22 protein-coding genes are annotated in these 20,446 nt (G+C 73.3%); 8 read left to right on the top strand and 14 right to left on the bottom strand.

The features are described 5' to 3' along the window. Positions 1-117 precede the first annotated feature (117 nt). Positions 118-1,653, top strand: a complete 1,536-nt coding sequence (locus ACGF3I_RS28410; protein WP_393136863.1) for a S8 family serine peptidase — start codon at positions 118-120, stop codon at positions 1,651-1,653. A gap of 66 nt (positions 1,654-1,719) precedes the next feature. Here the strand turns inward: ACGF3I_RS28410 and ACGF3I_RS28405 are convergent, their stop codons facing one another. From ACGF3I_RS28405 to ACGF3I_RS28375, 7 genes are all read right to left on the bottom strand, one after another. Next, positions 1,720-2,427: a lysoplasmalogenase gene (locus ACGF3I_RS28405; RefSeq protein WP_393136861.1), complete on the bottom strand. Its 708-nt coding sequence runs from the start codon at positions 2,425-2,427 to the stop codon at positions 1,720-1,722. Then, positions 2,424-3,362 (bottom strand): sterol desaturase family protein, encoded by a 939-nt coding sequence (locus ACGF3I_RS28400; RefSeq protein ID WP_393136859.1) that lies wholly within the window; start codon positions 3,360-3,362, stop codon positions 2,424-2,426. Before ACGF3I_RS28400 ends, ACGF3I_RS28405 begins: the two co-directional genes overlap by 4 nt. A gap of 144 nt (positions 3,363-3,506) precedes the next feature. Further along, positions 3,507-4,220, bottom strand: a complete 714-nt coding sequence (locus ACGF3I_RS28395; RefSeq protein WP_393136857.1) for a VIT family protein — start codon at positions 4,218-4,220, stop codon at positions 3,507-3,509. A 24-nt stretch (positions 4,221-4,244) separates the two neighbouring features. Next, complete coding sequence (locus ACGF3I_RS28390) at positions 4,245-5,450, bottom strand: amidohydrolase family protein (RefSeq protein WP_393136928.1); 1,206 nt, start codon at positions 5,448-5,450, stop codon at positions 4,245-4,247. Between the two features lie 95 nt (positions 5,451-5,545). Continuing rightward, entirely contained in the window at positions 5,546-6,832 is a 1,287-nt protein-coding gene (locus ACGF3I_RS28385) for an amidohydrolase family protein (RefSeq protein WP_393136855.1), read from the bottom strand. A 13-nt stretch (positions 6,833-6,845) separates the two neighbouring features. Next, positions 6,846-7,730 (bottom strand): SDR family NAD(P)-dependent oxidoreductase, encoded by an 885-nt coding sequence (locus tag ACGF3I_RS28380; protein WP_393136853.1) that lies wholly within the window; start codon positions 7,728-7,730, stop codon positions 6,846-6,848. A gap of 2 nt (positions 7,731-7,732) precedes the next feature. After that, positions 7,733-8,530 carry an acetoacetate decarboxylase family protein gene (locus ACGF3I_RS28375; protein ID WP_393136850.1) on the bottom strand — a complete coding sequence of 266 codons (798 nt, stop codon included), beginning with the start codon at positions 8,528-8,530 and terminating at the stop codon, positions 7,733-7,735. Between the two features lie 142 nt (positions 8,531-8,672). On the opposite strand from ACGF3I_RS28375, the gene ACGF3I_RS28370 reads away from it, so the two are divergent. The 6 genes from ACGF3I_RS28370 to ACGF3I_RS28345 all read left to right on the top strand — a co-directional run bounded on the left by ACGF3I_RS28370 (position 8,673) and on the right by ACGF3I_RS28345 (position 14,303). Next, entirely contained in the window at positions 8,673-9,299 is a 627-nt protein-coding gene (locus ACGF3I_RS28370; protein WP_393136848.1) for a TetR/AcrR family transcriptional regulator, read from the top strand. Between the two features lie 214 nt (positions 9,300-9,513). Further along, positions 9,514-10,497 carry a DEDDh family exonuclease gene (locus ACGF3I_RS28365; protein ID WP_393136846.1) on the top strand — a complete coding sequence of 328 codons (984 nt, stop codon included), beginning with the start codon at positions 9,514-9,516 and terminating at the stop codon, positions 10,495-10,497. A 53-nt stretch (positions 10,498-10,550) separates the two neighbouring features. Then, the gene (locus ACGF3I_RS28360; protein ID WP_114036065.1) at positions 10,551-10,784 is read left to right on the top strand and encodes a hypothetical protein; all 234 of its coding nucleotides are present in this window, start codon (positions 10,551-10,553) and stop codon (positions 10,782-10,784) included. A gap of 93 nt (positions 10,785-10,877) precedes the next feature. Further along, a complete protein-coding gene (locus ACGF3I_RS28355; RefSeq protein ID WP_393136844.1) occupies positions 10,878-11,666 on the top strand; it encodes an SURF1 family protein in 789 nt (262 codons plus the stop codon). 67 nt (positions 11,667-11,733) lie between these two features. Continuing rightward, entirely contained in the window at positions 11,734-13,542 is a 1,809-nt protein-coding gene (locus ACGF3I_RS28350; protein ID WP_393136842.1) for a glycoside hydrolase family 15 protein, read from the top strand. Positions 13,543-13,547: 5 nt separating this feature from the next. Further along, complete coding sequence (locus tag ACGF3I_RS28345) at positions 13,548-14,303, top strand: SDR family oxidoreductase (RefSeq protein ID WP_393136840.1); 756 nt, start codon at positions 13,548-13,550, stop codon at positions 14,301-14,303. A 210-nt stretch (positions 14,304-14,513) separates the two neighbouring features. On the opposite strand, the gene ACGF3I_RS28340 is transcribed toward ACGF3I_RS28345, so the two are convergent. From ACGF3I_RS28340 to ACGF3I_RS28315, 6 genes are all read right to left on the bottom strand, one after another. Beyond that, positions 14,514-15,380 carry a hypothetical protein gene (locus ACGF3I_RS28340; RefSeq protein WP_393136839.1) on the bottom strand — a complete coding sequence of 289 codons (867 nt, stop codon included), beginning with the start codon at positions 15,378-15,380 and terminating at the stop codon, positions 14,514-14,516. Between the two features lie 874 nt (positions 15,381-16,254). Beyond that, positions 16,255-16,833: an alkaline shock response membrane anchor protein AmaP gene (gene amaP, locus ACGF3I_RS28335; RefSeq protein WP_393136837.1), complete on the bottom strand. Its 579-nt coding sequence runs from the start codon at positions 16,831-16,833 to the stop codon at positions 16,255-16,257. A 3-nt stretch (positions 16,834-16,836) separates the two neighbouring features. Further along, the gene (locus ACGF3I_RS28330; protein ID WP_393136835.1) at positions 16,837-17,532 is read right to left on the bottom strand and encodes a DUF6286 domain-containing protein; all 696 of its coding nucleotides are present in this window, start codon (positions 17,530-17,532) and stop codon (positions 16,837-16,839) included. Continuing rightward, positions 17,529-17,879 (bottom strand): hypothetical protein, encoded by a 351-nt coding sequence (locus ACGF3I_RS28325; protein WP_393136833.1) that lies wholly within the window; start codon positions 17,877-17,879, stop codon positions 17,529-17,531. Before ACGF3I_RS28325 ends, ACGF3I_RS28330 begins: the two co-directional genes overlap by 4 nt. A 3-nt stretch (positions 17,880-17,882) precedes the next feature. After that, a complete protein-coding gene (locus ACGF3I_RS28320) occupies positions 17,883-18,074 on the bottom strand; it encodes a hypothetical protein (RefSeq protein ID WP_393136831.1) in 192 nt (63 codons plus the stop codon). Positions 18,075-18,269: 195 nt separating this feature from the next. Further along, positions 18,270-18,770: an Asp23/Gls24 family envelope stress response protein gene (locus tag ACGF3I_RS28315; protein ID WP_393136828.1), complete on the bottom strand. Its 501-nt coding sequence runs from the start codon at positions 18,768-18,770 to the stop codon at positions 18,270-18,272. 88 nt (positions 18,771-18,858) lie between these two features. On the opposite strand from ACGF3I_RS28315, the gene ACGF3I_RS28310 reads away from it, so the two are divergent. Further along, positions 18,859-19,533 carry a hypothetical protein gene (locus ACGF3I_RS28310; RefSeq protein WP_393136826.1) on the top strand — a complete coding sequence of 225 codons (675 nt, stop codon included), beginning with the start codon at positions 18,859-18,861 and terminating at the stop codon, positions 19,531-19,533. Positions 19,534-19,555: 22 nt separating this feature from the next. Here ACGF3I_RS28310 and ACGF3I_RS28305 read toward each other — a convergent pair whose 3' ends face one another. Then, on the bottom strand, positions 19,556-20,356 hold the full coding sequence (locus tag ACGF3I_RS28305) for an enoyl-CoA hydratase/isomerase family protein (RefSeq protein ID WP_393136824.1): 801 nt from the start codon (positions 20,354-20,356) through the stop codon (positions 19,556-19,558). Between the last annotated feature and the right edge of the window lie 90 nt (positions 20,357-20,446).

Genomic DNA, 20,446 nt, shown 5'->3' with positions numbered 1-20,446 from the left:
CCGGTGCGGCGGCGCGACTTTCCACGCGAACTCGGCCGAAGCCGTTGATGCGCCGCGATGATCGGCGATAGCTTCACTGCTCCGTAACGAGAGTTCCGCCAACCCCATGGAGACCCCATGACGTTGCACATCTCCCGTACGCGCCGCGCCGTAGCCGCGTCGGCGGGTCTGGCCACCGCCGTCGCGCTGGCGCTGCTCCCCGGCACCGCGACGGCCGCACCGGCCGCGCCGGCCCCGGCGAAGGCGGCGGCCACCACCGGGCCCGAGCTGAGTTACATCGTCAACGTCCGTCCCGGGCAGGGCAATTCGGCCCGGATCAAGAGAGCGGTCACCCAGGCGGGCGGCTCGGTGCTCCAGGTGTACGACCGGATAGGCGTGCTCGTCGTGCACTCCGCGAACGCGGACTTCGCGCAGCGGATCCGCACGGTGCGGGGCGTCGAATCGGCCGGCGCCTCGCGGACCGCGCCGCTGCCGGCGCAGTCCACCACGGACGTGGGCACGCCGAAGCGGCTGACCGCCGAGGACCTCAAGGCGGCGGCCGTGAAGGCGGCGCCGGGCGAGGACCCGCTGGAGCCGCTCCAGTGGGACCTGAAGGCGATCAGGGCGGACAAGGCGCACGAGAAGACGCTGGGCAGCTCCCGGGTGACCGTCGGCGTGATCGACACGGGGGTCGACGACACCCACCCGGACATCGCGCCCAACTTCGACCGCGCCAAGTCGGTCAGCTGCATCAGCGGCAAGCCGGACACCACCGACGGCGCCTGGCGGCCCTTCACCACCGGCGGCTCGCCGCACGGTACGCATGTGGCGGGCGAGATCGCCGGCGCGAAGAACGGCGTCGGCATCACCGGGGTGGCGCCGGGCGTGAAGGTCGCGGCGATCAAGGTGTCGACGCAGGGCGGCAGTTTCTTCTACACCGAGGCCGTGGTCTGCGGTTTCGTGTGGGCGGCCGAGCACCACATCGACGTGACGAACAACAGCTATTACACCGACCCCTGGTACTTCAACTGCAAGAACGACCCCGACCAGAAGGCGCTGGTCGAGGCGATCACCCGGGCGTCCCGGTACGCCGAGTCCAGGGGCACGGTCAACGTGGCCGCGGCGGGCAACGAGAACTACGACTTCACGTCGCCCTCGATCACCGACGCGTCGAGCCCCAACGACACCACTCCGGGCAGCCGGGTCATCGACCCGCGTGAGTGCCTGGACATCCCGACCCAGCTGCCGGGCGTGGTGACGGTCGCGGCGACCGGCGCCAAGGGCCTCAAGTCGTCGTTCTCCAACTACGGTCTCGGCGTGATCGACATCGCGGCGCCGGGCGGCGACTCGACCGCGTACCAGGCACCGCAGGCCCCCGCCACCAGCGGCCTGATCCTCGGCCCGGTGCCCGGCGGCACGTGGGCGTACATGGCCGGAACCTCCATGGCGACGCCGCACGTGGTGGGCGTGGCGGCCCTGCTGAAGTCGCGGCACCCGCACGCCTCGGCGGCGGCGATCAAGACGCTGCTCACCCTCCAGGCGAACGCCACGGCGTGCACGACGCCGTACGACATCGACGGTGACGGCACGCCCGACGCGGTCTGCAAGGGCGGCAAGCACTACAACGGCTTCTACGGGGCGGGCATCGCCGACGCCCTCAACGCCGTTCGGTAGCGCGCGAGTTGAGGGGGCCGTCCGCTTGCCGGGCGGCCCCTTTGCGCGTGCGCGGCCTGGTGGCGGTCAGGGAGCGGGGGACGGCCGTTCGCGGTACGCCTGCGCCAGAAGGAGCTGTGCCGCGAGGTAGGTCAGCATGATCCAGAAGTCGGGGCGGGGCGCCTGCGGCCAGTCGGCGACGCCGGTGGCGATCAGGGTGTCGGAGAGCAGGAACAGCGCGCCGCCGGCGCCCACGAGCGGGCCGAGCCGGGAGGAGCGGTAGGCCGTCGCGGTCAGCAGCAGGCTGTATCCGGCGACCGGGATCCTCAGGTCCGGGGGCAGATCGGGCCACAGGGCCGCCACGGTGGCGACCAGGGCGACCGCGTAGAGCGCGCCGAGCCCGGGGTGTGTCCTGCCGCGCCCGAACAGGACGAGGTAGCAGACGTGCCCGGCGGCGAAGCAGCCCATGCCGAGCAGGAACGCGGGGTCGGCGCCCGAGAGCAGGAACACGTCGCCGCCCCAGCCGCACAGCAGCGCGGCGATCAGCAGGCCGGGGCCGCCCCTCGCGTACACGTGCGCGGCGAGCAGCGGCATCAGGAGCGGCTTGGCGACCAGGTGCCCGGTGTGCCATCCGGCGAGGAGCGAGCCGAGGTCCACGAGGCAGGCGAACGCGAAGGCGAGCAGCAGCGGGGTGACCGCCGCGCCGTGCCGCGGCCCCGGCCCGCCGCCCCGTACGGGCGGGGGCGCGCCCGGGGCCGTGCGGCGCGGGGCGGCGTCCGCGCCGGGTCGCGTCATACGGCGCGCTCCGGCACGGCGGGTGCGGCGCTCGCGGAGGACACGGGCGCGGCGGCGTCGGGCCCCGAGCCCGTGCCCGCCCCGGCAGCGCCGGCCGGCGCGCTCCGCGGCTGCCAGCCGGGGCCGCGGAAGACGCGCCCGGCCCGCTCCCGCCAGCTGCTCGCGGCCCGTACGTCGCGCGCGATGGCGGCGTACTCGTGGGTGGCGACGCGCAGCGGGTTGTAGGTCGAGATGTTCTTGGTGAGCCCGAACACGGGCCGCTCGGTCTCGGCGGTGAAGGAGCCGAACATCCGGTCCCAGATGATCAGGATGCCCCCGAAGTTGCGGTCCAGGTAGCCGCCCTGGGAGGCGTGGTGGACCCGGTGGTGGGAGGGCGTGTTGAGGACGAACTCGAAGGGCCGGGGCAGCTTGCCGACCCGCTCGGTGTGCACCCAGAACTGGTAGACGAGGTTGGCCGACGAGCAGAACGCGAGCACGGCCGGGTGCATGCCGAGCGCGATGAGCGGCACGTAGAAGGGCCAGACGGTCCAGGTCGTCCAGGGCTGTCGCAGCGCGGTGGTGAGGTTGAAGTTGCGGCTGGAGTGGTGCACCACGTGGCAGGCCCACAGGATCCGGATCACGTGGTGGCCGCGGTGCGACCAGTAGTAGAAGAAGTCCTGCCCGAGCAGCATCAGCGGCAGCGTCCACCACAGGACGGGGATGCTGAGCGGGGTCAGCGCGTAGACCGCGGTGTAGATCGCGACGATCGGGATCTTCCACAACGCGTCGAAGACGAGACTGCCCAGGCCCATGCCGACGCTGGTGGCGGCGTCCTTCGTCTCGTACCCCGCGGCCTCCTCGTCCGGATGGAGCCGGTAGCTCACCATCTCCACGACGGTGAGCAGCACGAAGGCGGGTATCGACCACAGCACGACATCGGGCAGGTTCGGCGACATGCCTGCACCGTAGGGGCGGTGCGGCGGCCCCGGCTAGATGTTGTTACCGACAAGTATGCGAGAAGGGTTGTCAGCAGGCTTTGGTGACTTCTGCCAAGAGGGGCGCCTGAGCCCGTCCCGACCGCCTGCACCAGGACGGACGTCCTACACCCCCGCCGCCCCCAGCAGCACCCCCACCCCATACGTGACCCCCATCGCCACCGCACCCCCTCCCACGTTCCGCCAGATCGCGCGGCGGGGCGGGGCCGCGCCCAGGCGGGCGCTGCCCCAGCCGGTGAGGGTGAGGGCGGCCAGGACCGAGCCGACCGTCACGTACAGGCGGGCCTGGGGCGGGGGCAGCACGATGGCGAGGAGGGGGAGCAGGGCGCCGGCGGTGAAGGCGAGGAAGCTGGCCCAGGCCGCGTGCCAGGGGTTGGTGAGGTCGTCGGGGTCGATGCCGAGCTCGACACTGGCGTGGGCGCGCAGCGCGTCGCGCTCGGTGAGCTGGACCGCCGCCTCGCGGGCCACCTCCTCACTCAGGCCCCGCTCGGTCAACAGCCCGGTCAGTTCGGCCAGTTCGGCTTCGGGCGACTCCTTCAGCTCACGCCGCTCCAGGGCGAGCGCGGCCCGCTCCGAGTCGCGCTGGGTGGAGACCGAGACGTACTCGCCGGCCGCCATGGACAGCGAACCGGCGAGCAGCCCGGCGAGGCCCGCCGTCAGGAGGGCCGAGCGGTCGTCCGTCGCACCGGCCACGCCGACGACGAGTCCGGCGGTGGAGACGATGCCGTCGTTGGCGCCCAGGACCGCGGCCCGCAGCCAGTTGAGCCGCGAGCCGAGGGCCCCCTGGTGCGCCTCGTCGTGCTGGTCGGGTGAGTTCATGCGGGGCAGGGTCTCACCCCGCGTTCACCACACCCGCACCGACCCGCCCGGGGCGAACGCGGGACTCGTCGCGCCGGCGGGGACCTCCTTCAGGGGCTCGGCGACCTCGGCCACCGTGGGGCCCACGCGCCGCGCGATCGCGTCCAGGAACGGCAGGTCGAATCCGTAGACGCGGGCCGCGTTGCCACCCACCATCGCCGCGACCTCCTCGCTCGGCAGGCCCGCGTAGGCGATCCGCAGCCCCTCCCGCGAGAAGGGGGTGGTGCCCTCGTCGTGGGGGTAGTCGCTGCCCCACATGATCTTGTCGAGGCCGATCCGGTCGCGCAGCGGCACCTCGTGCGGCCGCATGAAACTGGCTCCGACGAAGCAGTTGTCCCGCCACACCCGCGACGGACCCCTGCCCATGGAACCGGCCAGCCCCGCGCCGAACTTGGACTCCGCGGTGGCCGCCTTCGTCCTGGCCGCCACCAGCCGCCCGTGGTAGTAGTCCAGCATGTCGAGCACGCCGGGGATCCAGCCCGACCCCTGCTCGGTGAGCACCAGGTGGAGGGACGGGTGGCGGTTGAAGGCGCCGCCGAAGATCAGGTGCCACAGTGCCCGGTGCGAGAACCAGGTGGTCTCCACCATGAACACCGCGCGCGCGGCCGGCTCCTCCCCCAGCGGCGGCGACGCGGACCCCCCGTGGTGGTTGACCGGTACGCCGAGCTCGGCGCAGACCGCCCAGATCGGGTCGTACGCCTCGGAGTACAGCTCGGGCACCCCCGAGCCCGGCGGCGCGCCCGGCAGCAGGACGCCGCCGGTCAGGCCGGCCTCGCGGCTGTGGCGGATCTCGCGCACCGCCTCGTCCACGTCGTTCAGCAGGATCTGCGCCACGCCCGCCCGGCGCCCTGGCGCCTGCGCGCAGAAGTCGGCGAGCCACCGGTTGTGGGCGCGCAGCCCGGCCCAGCGCCGCTCGTACTCCTCGCGCGTCGGGGCGGGCGCCATGAGGGAGGCCGACGGGAAGAACGGCGGGATCGTGTTCGGGAAGACGACCTCGGCGACGATGCCGTCCGCCTCCAGCTCGGCCACCCGGCGGGCCGAGTTCCAGTTGCGGTCGGCCGTGTCGGCCATCAGGTCCTCGTACGGGTTGACGTACGTGGCCACCCACGCGTCGAAGGCGTCGTGGTACTTCGACTCCAGGTAGGGCCGGTAGTCCAGGAGGTCGGCGCCGGCGTGACAGTCCGCCGAGATGACCGTGTAGCGCTCGGCCGCCGCCGCGCTCCCGCCGTCCGGTCCGCTCGCGCCGGCCGCGCCCCGCCCGTTCGCGCCCCCCGTCCCGCGCCCGCTCACCGCTCCACCCCCAGGACCGGGAAGTCGTGCTCGGTCAGCCAGTGGCGGCCCACCTCGCGCGAGCGCGCCCAGGACGCCTCGACGGCCGACTGGTCCTCGGGCTGGCCCAGTTCGGCGGGGGTCGGCCCGATCCGGCGGGCGAGCGGCGCCAGCTTCGCGGTGTCGAAGCCGAACACCTCGGCCGCCGCGAGGCCGAGCATCCGCCGGGTCTCCGACACCGGGATGTCGTGGAAGGTGGTGCGCAGCCACTCCCGGGTGCGGGGCCAGGTGCCCTCCGGGTGCGGGAAGTCGGAGCCCCACAGGATGTTGTCGACGCCGATCTCGTAGCGCTGGGCCAGTTCGCGGCGCTTGGTGTTGGTGGCGCAGACGAAGATCTGCCGGTCGAGGTACTCGCTGGGCGGGCGCTTCAGCTCGGCGAACGGCGAGAGCTTCTTGCCGCCGTGCGCGCCGAGGTAGAGCCGGTCCATGAACCACAGCAGGTTGGGCAGCCACCAGCAACCGGACTCCGCCACCCCGAACCTGAGCCCGGGGTGGCGCTCGAAGACGCCGGACCACAGCAGGAACCACAGCGGGCGGGCGGGCCACCAGGTCACCTCGGACACATAGATGCCCAGGTGGTCGCCGTACTCGTGGCGCGGGGCCGCCCCCGAGTGGGTCACCAGCGGCATCCCGGTCTCGGCCGCGGCGGCCCACACCGGGTCGTAGCGCCGGTCGTGGTAGGGGGCGCGGTCCACCCACATCGAGGGGATCATCAGCGCGCCGAGCCCGGACTCCTTGGCCCGGTGGATCTCGGCGACGACCCGGTCGACCTCGCCGGTGACGGGCAGCAGGGCGACCCCGCAGTGCCGTTCGGGATGGTGTGCGACGAACTCGGCGAGCCAGCGGTTGTGCGCCTGGGCGCCCGCCATGCCGAGGTCGGGGTCCTGGTCGCCGGAGAGGCCGAGGCCGACGCCGAAGGGGGCGGCGGTGCGGCTGTCCACGGCGTCCGCGTCGGGGAAGACGACCTCGCCCGCGACGCCGTCGCCGTCGAGCTCCTTGATGCGCCGGGCCGCGTCCCAACCCCCGCGCAGACCTTCCTCGTTGTCGCTGAACCAGCGGTCCGCGAAGGCCTCGTTGCGCACCCCGAGCCGGGTCATCTCCTCGCGGCGGCGCTCGCGCCCCGCGAGGAACTCGTCGAACTCCCGGTGGAAGCGGCTGTCCAGATAGGGCCGGTACTCCTCGGTGGGGAGCCCGGCGTGGCAGTCGGAGGAGATGATCAGGTACGGATCGTTCTGCGCTGTCATCGCACGTCCCTCGTCAGTCCAGGATGAAGCTTTCCAGGTAGGCCGGGTCGGCCCGGTCGAGCATCGACTGCGAGCGCGCCCGGATCTGCCGGTCGCTGTGCTCGCTCGCCGGGAGCATCCAGAACCGGTCGGCCCTGATCCCGTCGACGACCTCGGCCGCCACGGCCTCGACCGGGGTGAACTCGATCGCGTGGCCCGCGGCACGCATCGCCGACTCCCACTGGTCGAGGCTGCGGTAGGGCGTTCTGCGCGGGCGCTCCTTGGCGTAGCGCCCGGGCCGGTTGCGGTGCGACTCCCACAGGCCGGTGCGCAGCATGTGCGGGCCGGGGAAGAGCACCGATGCGCCGATCGGGACCCCCTCCGCCTTCAGGTGCGCGTACAGCGACTCGGTCATCGTGACCACCGCCGACTTGGTGACGGCGTACACGGACGCGGTCGGCAGCGGGGCGATGCCGCCGTCCCCGGAGGAGGTGTTGACGATCCGGCCCGCCTCGCCGCCGGCGATCATGCGGGGCACGAAGGCCTGGATGCCGTGGAAGACGCCCCACACATTGACCGCGAAGGCCCACTTCCAGTCGTTGGCCTCGTGCTCCCACATGCGGCCCTCGGCGCCGGAGCCGACCCCGGCGTTGTTGCACAGCACGTGCACCGCGCCGAACGCCTCGTACGCGGCGTCCGCGAGGGCCAGCACCTCGTCCCGTTCGCTGACGTCGACGGTGCGGGCGAGCACCTCGGCCCCGTCCTCGCGCAGCTGTCGCGCCGCCTTGCCCAGGGCGCCCTCCTCGACGTCGGCGAGGACCACCTTGAGCCCCTCGGCGGCGAACCGCCGGGCCATCGCGAGCCCGATCCCGCTCGCCGCACCGGTCACCACCGCGACCTGCCCCTGCCTCAGCTCCATGGTCAAAGACTCCCCTCGGGCGGCCCGTCGAGGATCTGCCGGGGATCGTCGTAGCGCTGGTGGATGTAGGGCAACAGGGCCTGGGCGCTGACCCGTTCGGCCACCGTGCCCCGCTGGTCGGTGGCCTTCTCGCCGATGGTGATCTGGACGAGGCGGCGCACCGGCAGATCGGCGACCGGGTCGTACATCGACTCGCGCAGCACCACGTCGCCGGTGACCTTCTCCAGGGTGCGCACCTTCTCGTTGCGTACGCAGTGCACGAGGACGGGGTCGGCGTCGAAGCCCTCGCCGTCCACGGCCGGCAGGAACTTGAAGTAGAAGTCGGTCCTGCGGGTCGGCCCGGGCAGCGGCAGCGGCCCCTCGACCGCGCCGCGCACCTCCACGAACGCGATGCCGTGCCGGGCGAGCGAGGCGCGGACGACCAGGCCGTCGCGCTCGACCACCACCTCGCCGAGCTTCTTCGGCTCTCCGAACACTTCGCGTCCGCCGATCAGGGCGCGTTCGTGCGTCATCGGCATGACCAGCGGATACCAGCCCTCCTGTCCGTCGTGCACCGCGGCGACGGCGACCGAGCCCGCGCCGAGCGGATATCCGGGCAGGTCGACGGTGCTGATGTTGGCCCGCACCAGCGGGCGCTCTCCGGGCTTCAGCGGCGGCGGCAGGACGGCCGCGACCGCGTCGGGGTCGCTCTCCCAGACCGCCACGACGCCGGTCGACCAGATGTCGGGGAGCTTGGAGTTCGCGGTGCGCGCCGCCTGGATCTCGGCCTCGGTGCGCGCCCCGTACCGTACGCGTGCCATGTCGTACCACCCTTCGCGGACTGTCTCCTGGGGGGTCCGGCCTACGGGGGCCCTCTTCTCCCGGCGGCCTGTAACACAGTTACATCGCGTCCGATGAAGGGTAAAGACCCGCGCACCCACCAAATATGACGGAGCATCAGACATGACGCGTGCCTCCCTCACCCGCGAGGAGATCCTCCTCGCGGCCGGGGCCCTGGTCAGACAGCACGGGCCCGCCGCCCTGACCATGCGCAAGCTCGCCGCCGAACTCGGCACCGCCGTCACCTCGATCTACTGGCACGTGGGCAACCGCGAATCCCTGCTGGACGCACTGGTGGAGCGGACCGTGGCGGAGCTGGGCGAGATCGCACCGCGCGGGCGCACCCCGGCCGCCCGCGTGGTGTCGGTGGCCCGCACCCTGCGCGACGAGCTGCGCGCGCGCCCGCACCTGATCGCGATGGTCCACGAACGGGGCCTGACCGAGCGGATGTTCCTGCCCGCCCAGCAGGCCCTGGTGCGCGAGATGCACGCGGCGGGCCTGCGCGGCGCCCGCGCGGCGCAGGCGGTGCGGGCCGTGCAGTTCCAGGTCGTGGGGTACGTCCTGATCGAGCGCAACCGGGAGCGCGCCCCGCTCCAGCGCCCGGCGGAGGAGGAGCTGTGGCATCCGCGGACGGCCGGACAGGATCCGGCGCTGGCCCGGGCGCTGGCCGCGCCGGTGGATCAGGACCGGCTCTTCACCGACTCGGTGCGGGCGCTCGTGGCGGGGCTGCTCGCGGGCGCGAAGGAGTAGGCACGGCGCCTTCGGCCGCCGCCCGCGCCTGCCCCGCACTGTGGCCCGGCCCTCACTCCGGCCCCCGGACCGGCGCCGCCCACCGGAGCGGGGCAGCTCCATATCGTCTGATTCCGGGGCGAGTTGGGGGCGTGCGCCCGGGCGCGAGGAGCCCGGCGGCACGGGCCGGATGCCCCGCCGGGGCCCGGCGTGTCAGTGCGGACCCGTATTCTCTGTGACCATGCTCGACGACCTGACGACAGCAGCGACGTGGCCGGCCGCCTACCCACCGGGGTACGCGGTCGTCGACGTGGAGACCACCGGCCTCGCCCGCGACGACCGGATCATCTCGGCTGCCGTCTACCGCCTCGACGCCCAGGGCAATGTCGAGGACCACTGGTACACGCTGGTCAACCCCGAGCGCGACCCCGGCCCGGTGTGGATCCACGGGCTCACCAGTGACGTGCTCGAAGGCGCGCCCCTGTTCCCCGACATCGCCGAGGAGTTCGCCGCCCGGCTCGACGGCCGGGTCCTGGTCGCGCACAACGCGATCTTCGACTGGCAGATGATCGCGCGCGAGTACGCGCGGGCCACCCGCACCGCCCCCGTCAGGCAGCGGCTGTGCACCATCGCCCTGTCGAAGGAGCTGGCGCTGCCGCTGCCCAACCACAAACTGGAATCCCTGGCCGCGCATTACGGCGTCGTGCAGCAGCGCGCGCACCACGCCCTCGACGACGCGCGGGTGCTCGCCGAGGCCTTCCGGCCGAGCCTGCACGCCGCGGCGGCCGGCGGGGTGCGCCTGCCGCTGCTCGAATGCCGCCCGCTCACCGAGTGGACGGACGCGCCGGCCACCCCCCGCATCGGCTACCAGGCCTCCTACCGCGGCGGCGGCTCGGGCACCTGGCGCGCCTCGCGCAAGCGCCCGGCGTGCCCGTACCCCAACCCCGGGCGCTACGAGCCGGACCGGCCGCTGAAGCAGGGCATGCGGGTCGCCTTCTCCGGTGACACCTCCGTCGACCGCGAGCTCCTGGAGGATCGTGCCGTCGAGGCGGGGCTGCACGTGGCGACGAGCGTGTCGCGGCTCACCAGTCTGCTCGTCACCAACGACCCCGACTCGGCCACCTCCAAGACCGTCAAGGCGAAGTCCTTCGGCACCCCCGTCGTCGACGAGGCCGCCTTCACCCAGCTGCTGCGGGACGTGACACCGGCAGACGGGTGAGTGCCGGGCGCGGCGCCCACCGTGCGCGCCGCGCACCCTCCACCCTGTGGCCCATGGCACGTTGCGAGGTCTGCGGAAACGACTACGGGATGTCCTTCGAGGTGCACGCGCAGGGTGCGGTGCACGTCTTCGACTGCTTCTCGTGCGCCATCCACCGCATGGCGCCCATCTGTGAACACTGCCGGGTCCAGATCATCGGCCAGGGGGTCGAGGTCGAGGGTGCCTGGTACTGCGGGGCGCACTGCGCCCGCGCGGAGGGGAAGGCGGGCATCGTCGACAAGGTCTGACCCCTTTGCCCCCGGACAAATCCCCCGGACCCGAGGGCGACCCTCCGCCACCCCACCCACCGCACCCCGTGACCCGAGTTGTACCGTCATGGGGTGTACCGCTTCCTGTTGTCCCGGCAGTGGGTGCTCGTCACCCTTCTGGCCCTGGCTCTCATCCCCACGATGATCGAGCTGGGCTTCTGGCAGCTGCACCGCCACGAGCACAAGGTCGCCCAGAACACCGTCATCGCCGACAACATGAAGGCGGCCCCCGTCCCGGTGACCGACCTCACCTCGCCGGGCCACACGGTGCCCCACTCCGACTACTGGCGCCGGGTGACCGCCACCGGGCACTACGACACCGCGCACGAGGTCGTCGTGCGGCGCAGGACCGCCGCCGACGGCCGGGTCGGCTACCACGTGCTCACCCCGTTCGTCCTCGACAACGGCCCGACCGTCCTGGTCAACCGGGGCTGGATCCCCGACGACGGCAGCCAGATGAACTTCCCCAAGATCCCGGCCCCGCCCGCGGGCAGGCTGACGGTCACCGGCCGTCTGATGGCCGACCAGACCACCGCGGCCAGCGGCATCAAGGACGTCAAGGGCCTGCCGCCCCGCCAGGTCATGCTGATCAGCAGCGCCCAGCAGGCCAGGGCGCTGGGCCGAACGGTGCTGGGCGGCTACATCGAGCAGACCGCGCCGGACTCCCCCGGCGGCTCCCCCGAACTGATCCCGGCCCCCGACGACAGCTCGATCGGGCCGCACATGGCGTACGCCGTCCAGTGGTGGCTGTTCTCGGCCGCGGTGCCGGTCGGCTGGTTCATCCTCGTACGGCGCGAGAAGCAGGACCGCGAGGCAGCCGCGGCCGAGCCGGCGGCCGAGCCCGAGCCCGCAACCGCCTGATCCGGTGCCGCGCGCGCCCGGTCAGGTGACTGCTTAACAATTTGTCCCGCCGGGAACACGCCATGGCGTGACGCAACGTACTCAGCGCATCGAGGACTACGCCCTCATCGGCGATCTGCAGACCGCGGCCCTGATCGGCCTCGACGGATCCGTCGACTGGCTCTGCCTGCCCCGTTTCGATTCGGCCGCCTGCTTCTCCGCCCTGCTCGGTGACGAGAACAACGGCCACTGGCGGATCGCCCCGACGGAGGCCGGCCACTCGGGCCGGTGCTCCCGGCGCGCCTATCTGGATGATTCGCTCGTCCTGGAGACGTACTGGGAGACCGCCACCGGCACGGTGAAGGTCATCGACTTCATGCCCCAGCGCGATGTCGCCCCGGACGTGGTGCGCATCGTGGAGGGGGTCAGCGGGACCGTCGAGATGGGCTCGGTCCTGCGCCTGCGCTTCGACTACGGTCATGTGGTGCCCTGGATGCGCCGCTGCGACGGGCACCGGGTCGCGGTCGCCGGGCCCGACTCGGCGTGGCTGCGCAGCGAGCCCGAGGTCAAGACCTGGGGCCAGCACATGAGCACCCGCTCCTCGTTCACGGTCGGCAAGGGCGACAAGGTCGCCTTCGTCCTGACCTGGCACGCCTCGCACGAACCGCGCCCCGATCTCATCGACCCGTTCGAGGCGCTCGACCAGTCCCTCGCCGACTGGCGGGAATGGGCGGGCCGGTGCCGCTACACGGGCCCCTACCGCGACGCGGTGATGCGCTCCCTGATCACCCTCAAGGCGCTGACCTTCGCCCCCACCGGCGGCATCGTCGCGGCCCCCACCACCTCGCTGCCCGAGGAGCTGGGCGGCGTCCGCAACTGGGACTACCGCTACTGCTGGCTGCGCGACTCCACGCTCACCCTCGAAGCGCTGCTGTCGGCGGGCTATCTGGAGGAGGCGGGCCGCTGGCGGGACTGGCTGCTGCGCGCCGTCGCCGGCGATCCGGCCGACCTCCAGATCATGTATGGCCTGTCGGGCGAGCGCCGCCTGCCCGAGTTCGAACTCCCCTGGCTTAAGGGGCACTTCGAGTCCGCGCCGGTACGGATCGGCAACGCGGCCGTCGAGCAGCTCCAGCTCGACGTGTACGGGGAAGTCATCGACTCGCTGTATCTCGCGCGCCAGGCGGGCCTGCAGAGCGAGTCGCACGCCTGGAACCTCCAGCTCAGCCTGCTCGGCTTCCTGGAGGCGCGCTGGCGCGAGCCGGACGAGGGGCTGTGGGAGGTGCGCGGGCCGCGCCGGCACTTCGTGCACTCGAAGGTGATGGCGTGGGTGGCCGCCGACCGCGCGGTGCGCACCCTGGAGGCGGACCCGGAACTGCGCGGCGACGCCGGGCGCTGGCGCAAGATGCGAGACGAGGTGCACCAGGAGGTCTGCGAGAAGGGCTTCGACCCGGAGCGCAACACCTTCACCCAGGCGTACGGCTCGCAGGAACTGGACGCGGCGACCCTGCTCATCCCCCGGGTCGGCTTCCTGCCGGCGGACGACCCCCGGGTGATCGGCACGGTCGACGCGGTGCACGCCGAGCTCGGCGGAAGCGGCTTCGTCCGCCGCTACAGCACCGACGGAACGACCGTCGACGGCCTGCCCGGCGACGAGGGCACCTTCCTGGTCTGCTCGTTCTGGATGGCGGACGCGCTGCGCCTGACCGGGCGGAAGAAGGAGGCACGGGAGCTGTTCGAGCGGCTCCTGACGCTGCGCAACGACGTGGGCCTGCTCGCCGAGGAGTACGACCCGTCGGCCGGACGCCAGCTCGGCAACTTCCCGCAGGCCTTCAGCCACATCGGTCTGGTCGCGACCGCCTGCGCGATGGAACCGGACGGCGACGAGGGTGCAGGATAGCCCGCATGGATCTTGGACTGAAGGACCGTGTGTACGTCGTCACCGGGGCCTCGCGGGGCCTCGGCCTCGCCTCGGCCCGGGCGCTGGTCGCCGACGGCGCGAAGGTGGTCGTCACCGCCCGCGACGAGCAGACGCTGAACGCCGCCGCATCCGAACTCGGCCCCGGCGCGCTCCCGGTGACCTCCGACAACGCCGACCCGGCCGCGGCGGCGCGGCTCATCGCCACCGCCCGCGAGCACTTCGGGCGCTTCGACGGCGTGCTGATCAGCGTGGGCGGCCCGGCGCCGGGGTTCGTCGCGGACAACTCCGACGAGCAGTGGCAGTCCGCCTTCGAGGCGGTGTTCCTCGGCGCGGTCCGCATCGCCCGCGCGGCGGCCGAGGAACTCGACGAGGGCGGCGTGATCGGCTTCGTCCTGTCCGGCTCGGTCCACGAGCCGATCCCCGGCCTGACCATCTCCAACGGCCTGCGCCCCGGCCTCGCGGGCTTCGCCAAGTCCCTGGCCGACGAGTTGGGCCCGCGCGGCATCCGCGTGGTGGGCCTGCTGCCGGCCCGCATCGACACCGACCGCGTCCGCCAGCTGGACGAACTGTCCGGCGACGCGGAGGCGACCCGAGCGGCGAACGAGTCCCGCATCCCGCTGCGCCGCTACGGCACACCGGACGAGTTCGGCCGCACGGCGGCGTTCCTGCTGTCGCCGGCGGCGTCATATCTGACCGGGGTGATGGTGCCGGTGGATGGGGGGGCGCGGCACGGGTTTTGAGCGGGGGGGGGGTGTGGGGCGGGGCGGGCGCTGGGTTACGGGGCGGCGGGCTGTGCGCGGGTCGGCGCGGGTGCGGGGCGGCCGGCTGCGCGGAGGCCGGGGGGCGAGTGGCGGGGCGGCGGGTGTGCGGGGGCGGCGGGCTGTCGGGTGCGCCTCGGACGGGTCGGCCGCGGCGGGCTGCGGGGACGGCGCCGCGGCCGGGCCGGCCGATCAGCCGCAGCGCCAGGTCGTGGGCGTGGTGCGATGGGTGGTGGAGCTCCATGTGCTGCCGGCCAGGGTGCCGTCGTCCGCCGAGACGTTGACGGTCTTGTCCATGCCGGTCAGCGTGGCGGTCAGGGTGGCGGTCTTCGTGCCCAGTTGCCAGACGCCGAGCACCTGGGCGCCGAAGGGTGCGGGCTGGTAACCGACGGCCTGCCCGGTGCGGTTGACCGTGAACATGAGGCCGCTCTTGTCGGGCTGGACGACCGTGCCGTCCCGGTCCCAGAGCACGCCGTGCGCACCGGCCAGGCCGGCCACCCGCCCGTTCGCGACGGCGTACCCCTTGACCCTGCTCTCCCCCGCCGGGACGGTCAGCCTGCGCGCGCTTTTGGCCCGCCAGAGGTAGACGGCGTTGGCGTCGACCGGGTTGTCGGCCGGGTAGCTGTTGACCAGCACCGTGCCGTCCTGGTCGATCCCCACGGCCTCGGTCTGCCCGGCGGTGGGCAGTCCACCGGTCACCTTCACGACGGTGCCCGGCGCCGACGCGGGCCACATGACGGCGGCCATGGGACCGCCGCCCTGCTCGGAACTGGCCCACCCGACGATGTCGCCCGCGTCGTCGATCGCCGTGGGGAAGGCGTTCATCCGCCCGGAGAAGGTCGGCACGGGCAGCTGTTCCAGGGTGTTGCCGCGCGAGCGGAAGGGGTGGATGTGGTTCTGGGCGTCGTCGGTGTACCCCACGACGGTCCCGTCACGGTTGACCCCCGCGACGGTGAGGCTGTCGGTGAGCCCCGGCAGATCCCCCAGGTCGGTGACCTTGCCACCGGCCCAGCGGACGGCGTGGTGCGTGCGGGGGTAGGCACCACTGCTCGACGCCACCCCCGCGTACCCGCCGGCACTGTCGGCCGCGTCGACTGTCCCTTCGGGGGTGTTGGGGGGTAGGGGGAGGGGGGCGGGGGTGAGGGCACAGGGGGTTGCCCCGGCCGAGGGGGCCCTTTTTGCCTGGACGGCGGGGGTGGGCTCTGTGGCAGAGGCCGGGGCTGCGGGGGCGAGGAGGGGGGGTGGTGGCGGTGGCGATGGCTGTGGCGAGGGTGAGGGCGGCCGGGAGGTGTCGGGACCACATGGGGGGGTGCAACTCCTTTGCGCGGGGCGGGGGTTGGGGGGGCGTGCTTTTGGGTTCGGGGAGGTTCGTGCTGGGGTGGGCGGAGGTATGGGGGGGGTTGGGTTCAGGGTGGCGTGGGGGTGCTGACGGGGGGCTGACGCCCGGGGGGCGATGCGGGCGGGGTGTGGAGCTGCCCCGGCGCCCTGGCGCGATGTCCCTGCGGGCCGTGCGTGGCTGGGCGCGCAGTTCCCCGCGCCCCTTTCAGGACCGGGGTGCTCGGGGTCTGCGGAGTCCCGCGCCCCTTGGCGGCACCGGTGCTGGTTCGCGCGCGCATCCACAGCCTGTCCGGCGTTTGAGGACGAGCGCCGTTCAGGCGCGATCGGGGGCGCAGCCCCCGCCGGGGTCCGAGGGGCGAAGCCCCTCAGGGGGTCTGGGGCGCAGCCCCAGGGCCAGGCACCCTCCAACGCCCGTCACGGGCGGGTGGGTGGGCAGCCTCCTGGGGGGTCTGGGGCGAAGCCCCAGGGCCCGGGCCTATCCAACCCCCGTCACGGGCGGGCGGGTGGGCAAGCCCCCCCCCGGGTCTGGGGCGGAGCCCCAGGGGCCGGGCCGCGCCCCCTCAGCGGGCAGCACCCCCCAGCCCCGGCCCGGAGGTCAACTCACCCGCCGAGCCCCGTGCTTGAGGCCGCGCAGGCGAACCTCCGCCGGCAGGCTCTCCAGCCCGGCAGAACCCCGGGCATGCTCAAGCGCCTCCCCCTCAAGCCCCCCCAACGCCTCCGCAGGCCGCGCATGAGGCTCCAGCAGCAACGACACCCGCGCCCCCGGCGCAGACCTCCGCCCCACCAGGGCCACCCGCGCCCGGGCAACCCCCTCCAACCCCTCGGCCTCCCCTTCGAGCACGGATTCCAGCGCCTTTCCCCGCAGCAGCGCCCCCTCCCCGTCCCCGGAGTCCACCAGCACCTCGGCGAGGCGGGCCCGGCGCAGCTGGGCGAGCAGCCACCACAGCGTGAGGACGACGAGGAGCGCGAGGACGGCGATCATCACGGGCCACCACCAGTCCTGGTCGTGCCAGCGGACGCGGCGGGCCCGGCTCAGAAGGACGTCGTGCCTGGTGCCCCAGGGCCACCAGGACGGCACGGCGAGTCCTAGCCCGGCGGCCAGCACCGCCCCACCCACGACGAACAGCACGAGCCCGACGAGGCCGAGCACCAACCGGTTGACCGTCCGCAGCATGGCTCAGCCCTTCCGTACCTGGCGGCTCACATGGACCACGAGCCCGGGCGGCGCGGCAAGGCCCAGCTCCTTGATGCCCGCGCCGAGCGCCGCGTCCAAGTCGGCCCGTACATCGTCGAGTTCACGGAAGTGGGACAGGGCACGCACCACGACACGGCGCCGCCGCACCCGCACCCGCGCCGACTGGACGCCGGCCACCTCCATCGCCCGGTCCCGCAGCACCAGCGCCGCGGCGTTCCGGTCGAGGCCCGCACGTACGGCGGCGGACCGGCGCCGCATCGGCAGAACGGCGCGCAGACCGGGGGTGAGCGCGAGGGCGATCAGCCAGAGGCCGACCAGCGCGACGGCGCCCGCACCCGCGAGCACCGCGACATCGTCGACGGGATGGTCCGCGAGCCAGTGGGCGAGACCGGTGCGCCAGCGCATGGCCGAGCGGTGGGCGCGTACGGCGGCCACGTCGTACAGGAGGAGACCGGACGCGGCCAGGAGGAGCAGGGCGACGATCCCCGCCGGCACCCGGCGGGCCGACCAGAACCGGCCCGCCCGGCCGCCCTCGCCATCCGCGAGCACCGGCACGGCGTCGTGGTCGGAGGCCGAGGACGCCTGGTCGAGCCCGGGGTCGGCAGCCGCGGAGGAGCCGCTCTGGTCCAGTACGGGAAGGCGCTCGGTGCGGGGCTCGTCCTCGTACGGCCGGCTCATCGGATCCTCCCCCGGTCCGCCGCGCCCGACCCCGCCGCGTGCAGACGCTCGATCCGCACCGCCACGTCGGGCACCTCCATCCCCGCCAACGCCCTTACCCGCTCGGCGACTTGACGGCGTACGGCACGGCACTGGCCGCCCAGGTCGCCGGGGTAGCCGAGTTCGACACTGACCTGTACCCGGGCCGAGTCCTGGTGCACCGTGACGGTGGCGCGGGGCGGCGCTCCGTCCTCGGGGACCTCGTCGAGGGCCTCCCGAGCCGCCTGCGCGGCGATCTTCGCGACGACCCGGTCGGCGATCCGGGTGGCGCCGCGCTCGGCGGGCTCGATCCGTGCGGCCACCGGCATCGGTCAGCGCCGCCGGTCGCCGCGGTCGCGGGTCCGGAAGAAGTCGCCCGGTTCGAGGTCGCCGTCGAGGAAGCGTCCGACCACGAAGCCGACGGCGCCCAGCGCCGCGACCAGCAGGAAGGCCCCGAAGCCGCCGAAGTATCCGGCGAACGCGAGCGCCATGCCGGTCATCAAGCCAACCACCGCCATGCTCATGCCGAGCTCCTCGGTCTGTTTCCAAAAACGGTATGCGGAAAGTTACGAACCACCGAGCCACCGGCCCAGGCCGGGCCCGGTCAGGATCACCGAGCCGTCGGACCGGGCCAGTTGAACGGGCCGTCGGCCACCCAGGCCGTCAAGCCAGGCCGGGACCACTGGGCCACTGGGCCACCGGGCCACCGGGCCACCGGGCTACTGGAGCCGGGACTCCGGTTCCTCGTCCTCCTCCTCGGGCAGCTTCACATCGCTGACCGCGATGTTGACCTCCACGACTTCGAGCCCGGTCATCCGCTCCACGGCGGAGACCACGTTCTCGCGCACGTCGCGGGCCACCTCGGCGATGGAGACGCCGTAGTCGACCACGATTTCGAGGTCGAGCGCGGTCTGCACCTCGCCCACCTCGGCCTTCACACCGCGCGTGACGGCCGGCTTGCCGCCCGGCACCCGGTCCCTGACCGCGCCGAACGTACGCGACAAGCCGCTGCCCATGGCGTGCACGCCGACGACGTCACGCGCCGCCATCCCGGCGATCTTCTCGACCACTCCGTCGGCGATCGTGGTGCGACCACGCCCCGCCGGGTCTCCGCCGCCCTTCTTGGTGACGGACGTCCTTCTGTTCTGGTCGCCGGATTCGCCTGCGGACTCGTTCCCGGGTGCACCGGGGCGGTTGCGCTCTGCGGTGGTGTCGCTCATGACCGTTCGTCCCTTCGCCCTTGGACTCCATTGCCCACATTAAGTGCGCTTGCCCCGACTCGCCCCCTCGATGCGGCAGGCTGGGGGAATGACGGGTGATGGATGGAGTGCCGCGGTACGCCGGCGGCTGGGTGCCGGACGACTGCTCGCGCTGGGCGGTCCCGAGGACGGGGCGTGGATCACCGAGCGGGCCGCGGGCGCGCTCCTGAGCGTGGCGGCCGCGGGGGTGCCAGGGCTCGTCCTGACGTCCTTGAGGGTCGGCCCGGCCGACCCGGACGCCCCGGCCCGGCCGCTGGTCACGCCCCCGCCGAGCGCCCTGCCGCCGGTCCCGCTGCGCATCACGGCCGAACTCGCCGTCGTGGGCGGGCATCCGGTGCCGGAGCTGACGGCGCGTCTGCGCGAGGCGCTGTTCTCGGCCGCGCAGGACCGGCTGGGCCTCGACGTCTCGGACGTCGACCTCAAGGTGACGGATCTGCTCGACGCGCCGCCCGGCACCCGGCCGGACCCCCCGTTCGGCGGTCCCCCACCCGGGCCCGCCGAGGCGCCCGCGACCGCCGCGGCGGCAGCCGCCCTCGCCACCCCCGGCGTGGTGCAGCTGACCGACGAGCTGGGCCCGCCCGTACGCGAGACGGACGGGCACCTCCAGGTGGAGCTGACCACGCTGGGCCACCCGCTCGAAGTGGCCCGGGCGGTACGCGGCGCGGTGGCCCGGGCGGTGCCGGCCGCCGGATCGGTGGGCGTCCTGGTCACCTGGGTCACCTGACCGGGGCCCGTCGCGGCGCGGCTCAGTCCGAGAGGCCGGCCAGGTCGCGCAGCCGGCGGGCCTGCGCGGCGCGCTCCGCGACGCGCTGGTCCTCGTAGGTACGGCCCGACGCGCCCCGCAGCAGCGCCTTGGTCTCGACCACCGCGTCCCGCGGGGCGGCGAGCAGCGCGCCCGCCAAGTCCCGTACGGCGGAGTCGAGTTCGGACGTCGGCACGGCGAGGTTGGCGAGGCCGGTGCGCTCGGCCTCCTCGGCTCCGACGAACCGCCCGGTCGCGCAGATTTCGAGCGCGCGGGCGTATCCGACGAGCCCGACGAGCGGGTGCGTACCGGTGAGGTCGGGAACGAGACCGAGGCTGGTCTCGCGCATGGCGAACTGCACGTCCTCGGCCACGACCCGGAGGTCACAGGCGAGGGCGAGCTGGAATCCGGCACCGATGGCGTGCCCCTGGACGGCCGCGATCGACACGATGTCGTTGCGGCGCCACCAGGTGAACGCTTCCTGGTACTCGGCGATGACCGCGTCGAGCTCCGCGTCGGAGCCGCGCGCGAGGTCGAGGAACGAGGGCTCGCCGTCGAAGCCTTCGGGGGTGAAGGCCTGGCGGTCGAGGCCGGCGGAGAAGGACTTGCCCTCACCGCACAGCACGACGACGCGCACGCTGCCCGGAAGTGACCGTCCGGCCTCCGCCAACGCCCGCCACAGAGCGGGAGACTGAGCGTTGCGCTTGGCCGGATTGGTCAGCGTCACCGTGGCGATCGCGTCGTCGACGGAGAGCCGTACGCCGTCCTTGTCGAATACCTCACGTACGGATGCGGACGTGGCCATGGGGCGCCTCCGGGTCAGTGCCGTCATTGAGGGATCGCCTCGGCGATCCGTAAGTGACTGCACAGTAACCACCCGGCCGACCGCACGGCC

Source organism: Streptomyces sp. NPDC048111, from assembly GCF_043202815.1.
Taxonomy (GTDB): Bacteria; Actinomycetota; Actinomycetes; order Streptomycetales; family Streptomycetaceae; genus Streptomyces.
Note: the sequence above shows the minus strand (reverse complement) of the source record. Positions and strands in the feature narration are given on the sequence as shown.